The sequence below is a fragment of the Rhodococcus sp. GB-02 genome (genome assembly GCF_053470465.1).
On the sequence record NZ_JBPUKE010000004.1, the window covers coordinates 507,577 to 522,134 of the forward strand.

Sequence of the window (14,558 nt, forward strand, 5' to 3'; positions counted from 1 at the left end):
GACCCGGGTCTTTCTTCGTACGAGAAGTTCGTGTCAGCGCGACTTCACGAGCAAAGTGCCGGTCGCGCGGTCCTGCATACCGCGACCGTCGATGTCGGTGATCGTCGCGGGAATCACGAACACGAGAAGTGCCTGACGCCCGAGCGCACGCACGAAGCCCACTCGAATCGGGCCTTCGATTCGCGCGACCTGAAGTCCGAGAACGAATTGCCCCGGTGTGAAGTTGAACAGCGCCACGGTGACGACGCCGACAGCGAACCACACCATCAGCGTGATCGTGGAGGTCATACCGTCGAAGAAGTCACCGGTGATGAGCGAGGCCACTCCCACGGCCATTACCCAATCCACCAACAGTGCGGCGATACGACGACCCGAACCGACCAGCGATCCGGGGCCCTCCTGGGGGAAGCCGAGAAACTCGCCGCGATAAGACTGCTCACGACCGTCCGCATTCTTCGGCAAAGCTGCTTCAGGCCCAGAGAGCCAAGTTCCGGTGATTCGTGCCATGCTGTCCAGGATAGGCGTCGCAGCACCGTAGTCCAGATTTGCCGCGTTTTAACTGTGTGGCCGGTCACATGGACTTCGGAAATCCCCAGGATGCTGCGACGCGTAACACTGCCGAAACAAAGGGTTGACGAGCGGGCAACACCAGCTCCCTACCGTCTGCCTCGACGGATTCAACCGACATCACTTGGCTGAAGCGACTTAAGGAGCACAAGCGTGGCGTTCACCACGGCCGAAGAGGTCATCAAGTACATCGCGGACGAGAACATCGAGTACGTCGACATTCGGTTCAGCGACCTGCCCGGCGTCCAGCAGCACTTCTCGATCCCGGCGTCTGCTTTCAACCAGGATGTGTTCGAGGACGGCCTCGCGTTCGACGGATCTTCGGTCCGCGGATTCCAGTCGATCCACGAGTCCGACATGATGTTGCTTCCCGACGTCACCACGGCGCAGATCGATCCCTTCCGCAAGGCGAAGACCCTCAACATCAACTTCTTCGTGCACGACCCGTTCACCCGTGAGTCCTACAGCCGCGACCCGCGCAACGTTGCCCGCAAGGCCGAGGAGTACTTGGTCAGCACCGGCATCGCGGACACCGCATTCTTCGGCGCCGAGGCCGAGTTCTACATCTTCGACTCGGTTCGCTACGACTCCGGCATGAACTCCGCTTTCTACGAGCTGGATTCCATCTCCGGTTCCTGGAACACCGGCGCAGAGACCAACGCCGACGGTTCCCCGAACCTCGGCTACAAGGTTCGTGCCAAGGGCGGCTATTTCCCCGTCGCTCCGTACGACCACTACGTGGACCTGCGCGACGAGATCTCCACCAACCTGACCAACGCGGGCTTCGAGCTCGAGCGCGGCCACCATGAGGTCGGCACCGGCGGACAGCAGGAGATCAACTACAAGTTCAACACGCTGCTCGCAGCGGCCGACGACCTGCAGCTGTTCAAGTACATCGTCAAGAACACCTGCTGGCAGCACGGCAAGTCCGCCACCTTCATGCCGAAGCCGCTCTTCGGTGACAACGGCTCGGGCATGCACGTACACCAGTCCCTGTGGAAGGACGGCAAGCCCCTCTTCCACGACGAGTCCGGCTACGCAGGCCTCTCGGACATGGCTCGCCACTACATCGGCGGCATCCTGCACCACGCTCCGTCGCTGTTGGCCTTCACCAACCCGACGATCAACTCGTACCACCGTCTGGTGCCGGGCTACGAAGCTCCCATCAACCTCGTGTACAGCCAGCGCAACCGCTCGGCAGCTGTCCGTATCCCGATCACGGGCAACAACCCGAAGGCAAAGCGTCTCGAGTTCCGCGCACCCGACTCCTCGGGTAACCCGTACCTCAACTTCGCTGCACAGATGATGGCCGGCCTGGACGGCATCAAGAACAAGATCGAGCCGATGGCTCCGGTCGACAAGGACCTCTACGAGCTTCCCCCGGAGGAGGCTCGCAACATCCCGCAGGCTCCGACCAGCCTCGAGACGGTCATCAACCGCCTCGAAGCCGATCACGAGTACCTGACCGAGGGTGGCGTCTTCACCACCGACCTGATCGAGACCTGGATCTCGCTCAAGCGTGAGCAGGAAATCGCTCCGGTCAACCTGCGTCCGCACCCGTACGAGTTCGAGCTCTACTACGACGTGTGATCCGCATCGGTCGCTGACCTGGACTGGAACCGGCTGACCTAGCCTTCCGTCCGCACAGCGTCCGCAGCTTCTTTAGACGAGTCCACCCGCTTAGTGATCACAGCATCGATCGCAGAGCGGGTGGACTCGTCTGCGTCCGGCCACATGTGCCCGTAGGTGTCGAGCGTCGTCTTCGCGCTCGCATGCCGCAGCCGAGCCTGGACTGTCTTGATATCTGCGCCAGAGGCAATGAGCAGCGAGGCGAGATAGTGGCGCAAGTCGTGGAATGTGAACTCGTCGGGAAGGTCGACGTCCCCCGAGTCCTTCACCCCTCGCAACGCACGTTCAATCAACCACGGTCCCGCGGCCTTCCCCAATCCGTTCGTCACCATGTGCTCATGGGGCCACTGCTGCACCGACGCCGACAACATGAGCGCGAGAGACTGCGGCACTGGAATCGGCGCGTCACTCCCCTGCGTCTTCAACGGCTTGTCCGGCCACTGCCGCTTCGGGTGAACTACTCCCCTGGTGAAGTCGACGTCGTCGACAAGCGTCGCGGCCGCTTCGGAGATCCGAAGGCCTGCGAACGCGCCAAGAAGAATCGCCCCTCGATAGTGAGCCGGCATCGCGTCGTGCACTGCCCACAGTTGCTCGGTCGTGATCACGTACACCTTGGCACGACCCATCGGCGGCGACGTCCGACGCGAGCATGGATTACGACCAAGCAGTCCGTCATGAACCGCATCGCCCATGATCTGCGCCAGACGTGAATGCAACGCGTAGATGTACGATTCCGCGAATCCATCCGCCTTCAGCTTCGACGTCCAGGTTTTGACCGCTGACGGTCGGACAGCAGACAGACGCACCTTGCCGAACTCCGCGGTTATCTGCGCAATGTGCGTGCGCGCTTGTCTGACCGTCGCGTCACGATGGACTCCGTATCCCAGGATCCACTGATCGCACCATTGCTGAACAGTGATCTGAGCATTGCGGGGCGCGACATGAGTTCCCGTGCCAAGTGCCGTCGTAGCTGTGTTCAGCCAGTTCTGAGCGTCGACTTTCCGGTCGAAGCCCTTTGCATGCTCGGTGCCGAGGTCGTCAACGTACCGGGCACGCCAGCGCTTGCCTTTGCCATCATTCGCCGACGGAACCTTCTGCTCGACATCACCGACCCTGATCGTCTTCCTCCAGCGGTCCTCCACGCCGGACCGACGGTTGCGCTTCGTCGTCACGAGCACCTGCCCGAGGTTCGAACGTCCGACTTCCGACAAGCCGCATCGATACCTGGCCACCGATCCGGGTTGCCGACCTCATACGGACTCATTTCACGGCCGTCGACAGCCAAGCCGCCTGTACCGCTGACCCGACGGGAGCAATCGATCGTGAACGACCAGTTTGAGCGTGACATTGGAACATCCTAATTAGGCGCTGCGGTCAGGCTTCGCTGTCCAATGTTCGGGGGCGCCTATGGATGCACCAATCAGTCCGTCTCGCCTAAAAGCCATGGGACGTCCATGCGGACAACTGAGTGGAACGCTGACCTCATCTTGTTGATCACCAGATCGGGGTTCAACCAATTCGAATGCCTAACAACAATTCACGATCACTTGTCAACAACTCCAATTGCGAACTTGGTCAATCCCAAACCTGTCCCGAACTGCGCGAGGATCTTCGAGAACGACTTGAGCAGAGGGCGAACAACCCCCAGGCGCTCACTTACACAGTTCCTATCCAAAGTCTCGTCAGTACGGTGACGGAGATGTCGCACGCTGCTCAATAAACCTCACCGACGAGCCTCAAATGATCCTCGAGGCGACCCTGTATCGAACAGACGGCACGTGGAGAGTGAACCTCGGCTGCGACCAGTTCGGCCGCGCGAAATCCCGGTTGTTAACAAGTCGACTTGCGAACAGCCGGGATTTCTCATGCGCTGACTCACCCGGATCAGGCCGCAATCACCGCTTCTTCGCATCGCATCGACCGGTATGACCTCTTGTTGAATTGTTAACTCTCCAGCATGTTCACAAGCCAGCGTCGTCACTACATGGCAAGTTAAGAATTCGATAGTCTTAGCTAGAGAAGCCGCAGGTAGAAGCTGGTTTCGCACCGAGAATACGGAGCCAGATGACCAGGATAATTGCGTTCGCCAATCAGAAAGGCGGAGTCGGGAAGACGACCACCACAGTGAACATCGCACGTGCGGCGATCACGGAACACGGATTCAAGGTTCTCGTGGTCGATGCTGACCCACAGGGCAATGCAACCAAAGTCCTGGCACCAAAACATCAAGGCACTCAGACCTGTTCACTCGCCACGGTCCTGGACAAGTCGAATAGCTCACCGATATCCGACGCGATACGGGCCTCCGAGTGGGCAAACCTTGACGTCGTCCCGGCCGGCGGTGATGACCTTGCTGATGTGGCTCAGAGCCTGGTTACCATGAAGGCCGGCAGAGAGAGCCGACTGAAGAAGGCAATCGCGGAGATCTCCGATCGTTACGATCTCATTCTGATCGATTGCCCTCCGAGTCTGGACCAGTTGCCTGTCAACGCGTTCACTGCAGCAGACGCCGTAGTGGTAGTCGCAGAACTCGGCCAGTTCACCCTCGATGGTTTGGATCGCCTCCTCGACACTGTCGAGATAATCCAGCAATATACGAATTCCGAGCTCACCATTGCGGCCGCCATCGTCAACGGGGTGCAGAACACAAAGCGGATGACCCACTGGCGAAGCGAACTCGGCAGCGCCCTCGCACAACTTCCCACGCCAGTCCCCGTCCTCGATCCCCCGGTTCAGCGAGCAACTTTCATTGCAGAGGCCCAAGAAGCTGGACAAGGACTGGACCAGTGGGGGTCTACAAAGGCTTCCGTCCGTCATCAGACCTACGTCCAGCACCTGACCACAATCCTGAACTCAATCTATGAAGGCGGGAGATGAGATGACGAAACCGCAACCGCGCGCGACCAACCTGAGCACTCGTCGCCACAGTGGGCACCCCGCGATTCCGGTCGACCAACGGGATACCGCGAATCTCCATGATTCGGCCAGCGCGGCAGTAGAAACTACAGCAGAGAGTGAACTTCAGGACGAGCTGACAGGACGGACCGCCCAAGTCTCAGCCCGAGTGACCAAGGCTCGACGTGCCGCGTTCAAGGCGAAGCTCGCGCAACTGGGAACCACGATGGACGCCGAGTTCAACAAGTGCATCGATGAAGTGCTCGCAAGATAGTAAGTCCACACCTACTTGGCCAAACAAGCTTTCCTCGTCGAAAAGGTCGCACAGGCCCACGAAAAGTGCTGCGGAGTAAAGCAGCTGGTGCCCCAGACCCTCGTAAAGCCTGGGGCGGACGGGGCCATCCCATGTCGCCGGCTCCGAGCAAGGAGCACCGACGGAGTCACCACGCCGTCCGACGAGCCTGTACCAATAGACTCGCTACGAGAGAGACTATCCGGGGCATCCGCACACGCTCCGAGTTCAGCCATTGCTCATTCCTGCTGAAAACCATGCCTTTTCAACACCTCAGCGAAGGCACTCTCAGAATTGGCTTTCCTGCGTGGCTTCGCCTTCGACGGTCCCAAACGGTCCAAGTAGATGACGATCGCGTCTCCAACTTCAGCACCTGCCAGTGAGTAAGCATCATCGATTCCTGCACTGGTCACATGCCAAGTTCTGGCCAGTTCACCGCAGTCCCGCTCGATACCGATCAGACCCTGACTGTACGCCAGCATCATCTTTATCAACAGGAATCGCCCGACGCGTGCAATCATCAACCTATCCACGTCCTCGGGCCTCAGCCGACGAAGCGAATCGTAGATAGCAAGGAAATCATCGTTGTCCTCCTCTCCACTGATATCGAGAGCAATCCTGCCAAGACTGTCACTCAGTCCATTCCGGGTAGTCCGCATCCGATTGTTGATCTGACGCTTGTCCTGATCCGTGATATTCATCGAGACAACTCCTAGCCTTTCGGTTTCCGGCGCGACCGAGGGACTACGCGCGCACGGGTAGTAACAAAGCTATACGGCTTCCAGGAATTGTTTCGATGACATTTACTGTTGCACTTAGAATTTCGGCAATACGGGCAAGAATATGACCTAAAATCTGACACGGAGATAAGAGCCGTGCGCGGTACGATAATGCTGCAGTCGCTACGGATCGATGCAAAGGACATGCTCACATCGCGGCTGCGCAACCCTTTGCACACGAGAGCTGTGTCAGTTCGCCGGAGCCTAGCCACGACACGATCCATTCTCCAGTGGACACCGACGGTCTAGACGGCTCCATCTAGCTGACGCCCCGCACTCGCTTCGAAGGCCAATCGAGTGATTCGGCTTCCATATGAGGGTCGTCATTCATTGCTTGACAACGGTTTCGGTCCATCTGACTGACCGCATTGCCAGCCATGTCCGCCCTGTTCTGGTTGTACCGATCCAGCATTTCGTATGAGGCGTGCCGACTCTGTGTCTTGATAGACGGTGCCGGCACCTCAGCTGCGAACGCCGACGTGATGAACCCGGATCGCAGAGAATGCGCACTGTACCTGGTCGGATCCTTGCCGATTAAAACAACAGCTCCTTTGACCAGGTCATTTACGATCCGGGGATCGAGAAACGGACTCCGACTGGGACGTCCACGATTGCCCATTCGGGTGAAGATGGGACCGTCCGCAGGCCCCTCATCGCAGACCTCGATCCAATCCTTCATCGCCTGATGCGGACATGGACTCGAGTTAGTCGCGGAGATCTGAACCAAAGACCCGGCCCCTCGTCGATCGGTCTTGGAATACCGCAGATTAATCGTCATGCCATGCTTCATGCTCTTTGACTCATGGTCATAGGTCGATGCGTACAGATCGAGATCACCGAGGCGAAGTCCGACCACCTCGCTCCGCCTGAAGGCACCATAAAAGGCTGTCAACAACAATGCCCGGTTCCGACGCCCTAACCTCGATTCGGATTCCATCAGTGTGACAGCTTCCAGCAACTCGTCCCGCAGCAACGCCTTGCCCAACGGAGCTCGCCGCCGGTCCCGTTGGAGAATCTGGATTAGTTTGCGGGTGTCCGAGATAGAATCACCACTGGTAGATTTTACTGTCGGCCAAGGGTTTCCGCTCTGAATATGCATCCACTTGATACCGACCACGTAGACAGACAGAGTGCTGGCAGACAGATAAGACTCGCCCTCCGCTCGAATGAAATCTGGATCTCCCCAATAATGCATGTACTTCAGGAGCGCAATCTCATTGGCCGGCAAAGGGTCGAAACCCCAGACAGAGCACCACTTCACAAAGTGCCGCCACCCTGTTTCGTAGGCGCGAACCGATGATTGCGCCCGGATCTTCTGGTGAACGAACGCCCGGTACCGTTTCGCGAACTCCGAATCCTCCATCGCAGCAATTTGATTGAACGATTCCACCGACTGCTCCGGAGTAGCAGACGCACGAAAAACAGGCTCCACCCCCGCAATCACCCCATCCGCCATTGATCCCCACCCATCTGCTTGAGGGGCTGAAGACGGGGCTGAGGGGCCGAGACAAGCCAGCCACAACAATCTTGCCGTGGACGGGGACCGCTGACGTCGGACATAACCGCGATCATCGGTACAACAATCCGACGCCGCAACGGCAGCCGGAGTCGACTTCTTCATGGATGAACATCGGCCGATTCGCTCGAACCAGCGTCGGCGGAACAGAAACCTGGCCGGTGACCAGATTGAGCACCCGATACTCCCTCCGGTCCCCGTCGCATTCTTGCGGGAAATTGACGTCCAGCCACTCAGGCGATCTGTAAAACACCTTTGGGCGGCGCAATGTCCAATCTGCGCAGTCCGGATGGTACTTCGCCTTCAGATGCGCGCAGATCGCGTCGCTGGGAAGTAGAGGCTTGTATGCCTCGATCGCAGTGAGGATTTCGCTCGGTACGAGCCCGTCAAAACCAGGGCAGTCATCCACATGAACGAGCATTGTCACACGACTGATATCACCGCCTCTACGCAGGACTCGCTCCTCGATGTACTCAAGAGTGAGGGGATCCGGCGCGCTTCTCCCACGATTCGGTTCGCGAACCTCGATTCGCTTCTTCGGTGACCGAGATCGGTTTCGGCGTCCACCCGATTTTTTACTCGACGACATAGAGTCCACCTAACTGAGGGATGAGATGAGCGATTCACGATCGCACTCGAAAATACGACGGATACTACGATAATCTCTACTTATCGTAGTATTGAGATTACGTCAAATTTCGGCGATAGTACAGAGTTAAAATTCAGTGCGCATAACCAACAAATGCCTCCTTCGTAAGGAAGCACTCGCAAGCACTGTACCTACAGTAGCAACCCTAATAGAATCTAATCTTATAGAAGAACTCTTCTCGAAGAAATCACCTTCTACGAATTCTTCCATTTACACATCCCATGAAAGGGCAACAACGGGCATGCCAAGGATTCTCGGATGAATCAAAAAAGCGTTGAGGAGATTCGCAGGTACCTGACGCGAGTCGACGAACTAGTTGAGTCAGATGTTTCGGAAGCTGAGTTCCACACCGCTGCGGCAACACATGTTGTAAGTCAACCAGCGACTACTGCCACCGTGACGACCTACATGTCTAAGTGGTCTCATTTCGAAGCATACTGTCGGAGGCGACAAGTAGATCCGCTGCCGGCCTCCGGAAAGACGATCGCACGATACATCCTCGCCTGCAGTACCGGCGGCTTGAACCCCCTGCAGCGGAATGGCTTTCCACAGGTTGACGCTGCCGGAACTATCGAAGGTCGTGTGGCGGCAATTAGATACGTTCATAACCGCGAAGGAGTTCCGTATCTGGAGGACTCTGTGACCAGAACAGAAAGCATCCGGTCAATACTGTCCGCAGTCAAAGCGGTTTACCAAGCGGACCGTTCGATGGGCGACCCGCGGTTGCCGTGGGAGGTTTTCCGGCGAGCAGTCGGAACGGTGGCACCGGATTCATCACGGGATCGCACACTCCTACTGATCAAATACTTCGGCAGCTTGGAAAGCACGCAAATAGCGAACCTCAACTTCGAAGATTTAACATTCGGTAAAATAAGTGATCCAATTCAACTGTCCATTCGTACCTCAGACGGCACTGAATCAGAGGTGATTCAAATGCCACGATTTTCAGACCTTCTGATGTCACCGGCTTCTGCCATCCGCAACTGGACGATGGAACGAGACCGAGGCAATGGGCCACTGTTTCCCGCTGACATCTACACAATGCAGAGGATGAAACCGTCGTGCATCGACAGGATTGTCGCGGAGGCTCTGGACATGGCCGGGATCGAGCAGTCTGAGTGTCCCAACTATCCGCTCGAACCCCTGCCAGACTGGGCGGTGCGAAAATGAACTTCCTCCCGAACCGCCCGATGCTTCCAGACAGCCAATTCTATTTCTGGACAACAAAGTCGGTCTGCAAAGGCCTGTACGTATCGATTCCATTCGGAGTCATATGTGCGATCATCAGCTTGATCGATCGACCCGGTGCGCTTGTAGTGTCGGCGCTAGTCCTGCACTCGGTCATCTACTTGCTCACCGTAGTCACCTCGACAGTCGGCCTGGTACAGGGCCCGTGGGACGAGGTCAAAGATGTTCTTGCGCATGGCAAATCTTCATTGATCCGTGGTTTGATTTCGGCACTCATAATCGCTGTTTGCACACTGATTGTGTACAAGACCGCGGCATGGTGGTTTGGGATCGACAACGCGAACCTTTACCTGGGCGCCAAGACACTTGCGCTGTTCGCCTGCACGACGAGGGCAATGACTGTGGCTTTACGGGTTTTTCGACAACGCATCCGTGACGATCGATGGGATCGGGTTGAACGTCAAAATGCCTGGTTGAGGGCGCGCCAGACGGTCTCGCCGATCCGGGCAATGAAACAACTTACGGTGACCATTCCAGCTTTTGCCATCGTGGTTGGCTCACTCGCAGTGGCGATGATGCTCGCACGGAATTCGAACCCCTGGTTGATCTGGCCAATCTACTGCGCCACCGCAGGGGTGTCCGCGGTATTGGTCGCGACAGCGCGACGACTGTTCGACCTGGTCAAGCCTTACGGCGAACAGGGGAAGCTACTATGGGTGTAGAGCGAAACAGCATTGAAGATTTCGTGGTGACGCCCTGTCTGACTCGCGAATTGGAGCTGCTCGATAGAGTCTCCGAACAGCTAGAAGACCACTCACCATCGGACATCGAGTTGATTTCCGCCCTATCCGGCGCACTGGACAGGAAGCGGGTACTGAGCTCCTCCAGCAGTTTGTACCGGGAGTACTGGGGCGATTTCGCAACCTGGTGCCGCAGCAACGCCCTCGATCCTCTTCCCGCTGAACTGAGCACCATACTCAGATACATTCGTGCCCAATGGTTCCCGAGCGAAGGCAAAGTTCAACCCAATTTGATCCACACCGAGCGTTTCCGCGTGTGCGCGATAAAGATGAAACATCAAGAACAGCAAATCTCCTATCTAGGAGACTCGCTGGCAGCATCGGATCTCGTGGATCAGGTGCTCACCGCGGCCAGGAAGGTGTCCAAGGCGGAACCGGTCCTTCCACAGAGGAGTGCCATTCTGCGGGAAAGACACATTCGGAGAGCAACAAAGGCCCTGTCTGAGTGCAGCCCAACAGCGCTGCGAGACCAGGCGGTACTCCTGTCAGGGTACTTCGGGGGAATAGACGAGTCAGGTCTGTCGACTCTCGACTTTGGCGACGTGGAGTCCGTAGCCAACAGCGACGACCTCCGCTTGATCCTGCGCAAGGAAAACGGTATTCACTATGCCGTCCGTGAGTTGCAGGCAATTCTCTGGTCTGATTTGTCGCCTGTCGGTGCGATGAAAAGGTGGATCGCTGTTCGCGGAACGAGTCCCGGACCACTGTTCGTCACCGACACTGCGACGATGACACGTTTGGACGCTTCAGCAATCAAGGCGATTTTGGTCGATACGTTGTGCCGCATCGGTTTCGATCCTTCTCGCTATTCCTCCAAGTCTCTCAAACATAGCTTTGCATTGGACCGATTGAGTCATGGTCCCTTGACGAGCGAAACCATCACACAAGGCAATCTCAGGCTAACGGCGCATGAGTCGCTGCATCTCATCCCGTCCGGCAAACCTGACAAGAACGGAGCGCGTCGAACTCATGACTAACTACGTCGTCGCCTCTCGGGCCCTGTACCCCTGGCACCTACGATTCGATCCGATCTCTGAGCTGAACTACAAAGACGCTGTCAGACCGGAATGGGAGTACATCTCGGTCCTGAGAGAGGTGACCGGGCCGAACCCGAACGGCGAGATAGTGATCCAGGGAACAGAACTGGCTTTTGACCCAATCCCGCAGAACCCCCGATCCCTCTATACTGCCATCGCCGTGCAGGCGATGGCATCTCTGGTCGAGTGGCATCAGCTCTCCACACGGCAACTCTCAACCTTGCTGGCGATCAACCCACGGGAGGTGGAGAACACCATGCTCGTCCTGTTCAACGGCGGAATCGTAGAGCGCCTGACCCTGACGATCATGGTCAACGGACTCCGGTCGAATCCCGGAGAATCGACGTTGTGGAGGGTGCGGCGCGGCGGCACCGAACAGGACAAGAGACCAGCCCGAGACTGGTTCGAACGGTTGGACACGAAGTCATGGATGTTCGTCTCTTATGGGTTCGACCCGATGGTTGTTTTCAAGGGTCAGAATTCGCCGATGACACGACGACATGACTTGGTCTCCACTGAGATTCAGATCAAAGCGCTGGAGATGTGCCCCGGCGTGATCGGACTCTGGGGCGAGCGCTTCTGCGTTGGCAACTCGTTCTACGAAGCGACGACACTGGACCACGAGAATACTCGAGCAAATGTAGGCGATGGAGCCATCCTCACCCGTGATGGCAAGATCGTCGTCTTGGAAGTCGACGGGAACAACTCGAATTCCTCCTGTTCGGACGGCGAAAACAGACTGGTCAAGAAAGCAGCAGCATGGACTTCCATTTGCGGTCGTAGTGACCTCGATTTGAACGTGATCTTTGTCAGCATCGCGAAAACTGAGAACCGACGGAAGATGCGGAGGTTGGTTGAGATTGGAGTCAACGCTGCCAGCAACAAGTACGTTGCCTCGGAATCAATCCGGGAACGCGGGCAGCATCGTGTCTTCACTGCCGAAGTAGATCGTTGGTTTCCCGGCCCCAGGTGCGTCAGCAGTGAGTTTCGCGCGCTGGTTGTGCAGCCCACCGTCCGTGCCGCCGACGTCGAGTTGGCACCGATCCAGCTCGGAGATCAGAGGCCAGCGGAACGGAACTACATCGAAAACTGTGTCGCCCAATTGCATACACCGACATGGTACGCAGACCCGCTACGCACCGTAGACCTCTGACACGGACGACGATGCTATTCAATAGCGTCTCAATCGACTCGAAATGAACTCTCAGCCAACCAGACTCGCGCGAAAGAATCTCGACTACCCTCGAACTCGAATAGCTGACACAGTCACTGAACGCTTTCGGACGAATCACGTCAGCCTTAGAAAATCTGCGTAAAGCTCTGTACCAATCAATCTTTCACTCGTTGGAAGGTCACGGTGAGACGAATGGAGGGGATGGTGACCGATTCCGTGACGCCGTCGTTGAGAGGTGCTGATTGCAACTCGACGCTGTACCTCACTTCAGTTCAATGGCGGTATCCGCCGGTCCAGCACGGCCAGTTGTCGCCGATCCATCGGCGGATCAGTCTGAGACCATCGACGACGGAAGAAGCAAGCACACACGTTGAAAGTTCATCTCGAAGCTTCCGGGTGTCTAAACCCGTGGTCACTCAAGTTCGGCGTTGTTCCAACACTCCCGCGAGTGCGAGGACGCCGATGCATCTGAGGAAGAACCCCACCTGACACACAAGTTGAAGGGCTAGTTTCCTAGCGAATAGCGCGACTAGCCAAAGGGCAATCGAATGGCCGATCAATCGAAACACTCCACCATAACAACAGAATTCATCCCAAATTCGCACCAGGGCACTCAGGGATCAGACGGGTTTCGATACACAAAGTGCCGACCGGTGTCGATGATCGAAAGCGGAACCCAGATCCTGCAGATGATGAATAATTCCGGGTTGAGTCGAGATCAGTTCGCCATCAACTTCTGGGGCTTTCCCCCGATACCGAAGCCGACGCCGAGGCGTAGGTCGGCCATCGTTCGTCTCGCACCGAAGAACGTCAAGGACGAGTTCCTCGGCCATCCAATCTACTGGGTTGAAACAGAACTCTCCGCATATCGAGAAGGTGAGTCCGATAACGACTGGTCGATCCGCATGTACTACCTCCTCCTTCACATGGGGTTCTGGCAGGCGGATGGCGCTTGGGTCAATTTTCTGTCCTCGAAGGGATTTCGGTACCTTCGAGCGGATGTCGAGGGGTATCACATGGGCTCTAACCCGCAGATCTCCGCGGACCGAGACGCATACAGATTCTTGAACGAGAATGACGTACGGGGTGGGCTTGAGATGGTCGACGCACGATTCCAAGAAGCGCGATTGAAGTGCGAACGCTACGAGGACTCGAGTATCAAGTCATTCGTCCGCCGGCAGGCCAACGCGCTGATTCGGGCCCACCAGATTCTTGGTGGCAACGACGCACTGACCGACCCTCAGATGGACGCGAACGACAGCGCCGGATCGTGGGTCACTCATATCGAACCGGAACTGTACGAGCTTTCCGACAGGTACCGAGCAGAGCTAGCGAAGGACGCTCCGAATATGGCATCAATTCTGGACGACGCAGAGAACGTCTATAGGAAGATTCAGAACATGCTGGCCTCGTTTGATCACATCACTGCGAGCATTGCCATCCCAGTCCTCCGAGGACGCGATGTCGTTCCAACCAATTTCCAGCAAATAGTTTCTCAGTTAAGCCTCGCAGCGTCTCAGGCATCAACCCGCGGCAGGGGTGATCGAATCATGGAAATGGCCCGGTCGTGCTTTTCGGGTCATCGCCATGAAAAAGCGCTCGACAAGGTTAACGATGAGATCTACGACATGTATGTCATCGCTTGGCGCAGGATGCGGCTTGCCATTGTGAACTACGGGATGCTTAGCCAGGGCAACCAACCATTGGCCACCTATCAGTCGATGGAGATTTACCTTCTATCCAAGGGTTCGGCAACCAGGGACGCCGACTTCAGCGACGCCTATCGTTCGCACGACGAGCTAATAGGTTCCCGGTCAGGAGCTAGGTTCACTTCCCGTGCGAGTCGTGATGAGGCGCTCGCCTCGCTGTCAAACCTCGAGGACGTTCTTAGCGATGCCGGGCTGTAGATCTCGAACACCGTCGCATCTGCGTCCACTAGAGTGACCTCCCAGTCTGCACGGCCCTCAACCCCACAGGAACATCGCGATGTCCCGATTTTTCAAAATGACACAGGCCGAGGATATGTTCGAAA

At 56.9% G+C, this 14,558-nt stretch carries 12 protein-coding genes; 8 read left to right on the forward strand and 4 right to left on the reverse strand.

Annotation, left to right across the window (positions count from 1 at the left end; genetic code table 11):
• Nucleotides 1-33: 33 nt before the first annotated feature.
• Complete coding sequence (locus ACSW29_RS27130; RefSeq protein WP_172932084.1) at nucleotides 34-507, reverse strand: RDD family protein; 474 nt, start codon at nucleotides 505-507, stop codon at nucleotides 34-36.
• Between the two features lie 213 nt (nucleotides 508-720).
• Between ACSW29_RS27130 and glnA the strand changes: the two genes are divergently transcribed.
• On the forward strand, nucleotides 721-2,157 hold the full coding sequence (gene glnA, locus ACSW29_RS27135) for a type I glutamate--ammonia ligase (RefSeq protein WP_003941609.1): 1,437 nt from the start codon (nucleotides 721-723) through the stop codon (nucleotides 2,155-2,157).
• Nucleotides 2,158-2,195: 38 nt separating this feature from the next.
• Here glnA and ACSW29_RS27140 read toward each other — a convergent pair whose 3' ends face one another.
• Nucleotides 2,196-3,368: a tyrosine-type recombinase/integrase gene (locus ACSW29_RS27140; protein ID WP_448278742.1), complete on the reverse strand. Its 1,173-nt coding sequence runs from the start codon at nucleotides 3,366-3,368 to the stop codon at nucleotides 2,196-2,198.
• Between the two features lie 892 nt (nucleotides 3,369-4,260).
• On the opposite strand from ACSW29_RS27140, the gene ACSW29_RS27145 reads away from it, so the two are divergent.
• Together ACSW29_RS27145 and ACSW29_RS27150 are read left to right on the forward strand one after the other, a co-directional pair.
• The gene (locus ACSW29_RS27145) at nucleotides 4,261-5,073 is read left to right on the forward strand and encodes a ParA family protein (RefSeq protein WP_448278743.1); all 813 of its coding nucleotides are present in this window, start codon (nucleotides 4,261-4,263) and stop codon (nucleotides 5,071-5,073) included.
• Nucleotide 5,074: 1 nt separating this feature from the next.
• Nucleotides 5,075-5,365, forward strand: a complete 291-nt coding sequence (locus ACSW29_RS27150; RefSeq protein WP_448278744.1) for a hypothetical protein — start codon at nucleotides 5,075-5,077, stop codon at nucleotides 5,363-5,365.
• Nucleotides 5,366-5,622: 257 nt separating this feature from the next.
• Here the strand turns inward: ACSW29_RS27150 and ACSW29_RS27155 are convergent, their stop codons facing one another.
• Nucleotides 5,623-6,084, reverse strand: a complete 462-nt coding sequence (locus tag ACSW29_RS27155) for a hypothetical protein (protein ID WP_448278745.1) — start codon at nucleotides 6,082-6,084, stop codon at nucleotides 5,623-5,625.
• A gap of 337 nt (nucleotides 6,085-6,421) precedes the next feature.
• Nucleotides 6,422-7,618 (reverse strand): tyrosine-type recombinase/integrase, encoded by a 1,197-nt coding sequence (locus tag ACSW29_RS27160; RefSeq protein ID WP_448278746.1) that lies wholly within the window; start codon nucleotides 7,616-7,618, stop codon nucleotides 6,422-6,424.
• A 967-nt stretch (nucleotides 7,619-8,585) separates the two neighbouring features.
• On the opposite strand from ACSW29_RS27160, the gene ACSW29_RS27165 reads away from it, so the two are divergent.
• The 5 genes from ACSW29_RS27165 (at nucleotide 8,586) to ACSW29_RS27185 (ending at nucleotide 14,433) form a co-directional block, all read left to right on the forward strand.
• Nucleotides 8,586-9,497, forward strand: a complete 912-nt coding sequence (locus ACSW29_RS27165; RefSeq protein WP_448278747.1) for a hypothetical protein — start codon at nucleotides 8,586-8,588, stop codon at nucleotides 9,495-9,497.
• Nucleotides 9,494-10,237, forward strand: a complete 744-nt coding sequence (locus tag ACSW29_RS27170) for a hypothetical protein (protein ID WP_448278748.1) — start codon at nucleotides 9,494-9,496, stop codon at nucleotides 10,235-10,237. Before ACSW29_RS27165 ends, ACSW29_RS27170 begins: the two co-directional genes overlap by 4 nt.
• On the forward strand, nucleotides 10,228-11,292 hold the full coding sequence (locus tag ACSW29_RS27175; protein ID WP_448278749.1) for a hypothetical protein: 1,065 nt from the start codon (nucleotides 10,228-10,230) through the stop codon (nucleotides 11,290-11,292). Before ACSW29_RS27170 ends, ACSW29_RS27175 begins: the two co-directional genes overlap by 10 nt.
• A 118-nt stretch (nucleotides 11,293-11,410) precedes the next feature.
• A complete protein-coding gene (locus ACSW29_RS27180; RefSeq protein ID WP_448278750.1) occupies nucleotides 11,411-12,505 on the forward strand; it encodes a hypothetical protein in 1,095 nt (364 codons plus the stop codon).
• Between the two features lie 674 nt (nucleotides 12,506-13,179).
• A complete protein-coding gene (locus tag ACSW29_RS27185; protein WP_448278751.1) occupies nucleotides 13,180-14,433 on the forward strand; it encodes a hypothetical protein in 1,254 nt (417 codons plus the stop codon).
• The last annotated feature ends 125 nt before the right edge of the window (nucleotides 14,434-14,558 follow it).

Coding starts and splice junctions, on each gene's coding strand:
- ACSW29_RS27130 (WP_172932084.1), bottom strand. CDS start 507: ATGGCACGAATCACCGGAACTTGGCTCTCTGGGCCTGAAGCAGCTTTG.
- ACSW29_RS27145 (WP_448278743.1), top strand. CDS start 4,261: ATGACCAGGATAATTGCGTTCGCCAATCAGAAAGGCGGAGTCGGGAAG.
- ACSW29_RS27150 (WP_448278744.1), top strand. CDS start 5,075: ATGACGAAACCGCAACCGCGCGCGACCAACCTGAGCACTCGTCGCCAC.
- ACSW29_RS27155 (WP_448278745.1), bottom strand. CDS start 6,084: ATGAATATCACGGATCAGGACAAGCGTCAGATCAACAATCGGATGCGG.
- ACSW29_RS27160 (WP_448278746.1), bottom strand. CDS start 7,618: ATGGCGGATGGGGTGATTGCGGGGGTGGAGCCTGTTTTTCGTGCGTCT.
- ACSW29_RS27165 (WP_448278747.1), top strand. CDS start 8,586: ATGAATCAAAAAAGCGTTGAGGAGATTCGCAGGTACCTGACGCGAGTC.
- ACSW29_RS27170 (WP_448278748.1), top strand. CDS start 9,494: ATGAACTTCCTCCCGAACCGCCCGATGCTTCCAGACAGCCAATTCTAT.
- ACSW29_RS27175 (WP_448278749.1), top strand. CDS start 10,228: ATGGGTGTAGAGCGAAACAGCATTGAAGATTTCGTGGTGACGCCCTGT.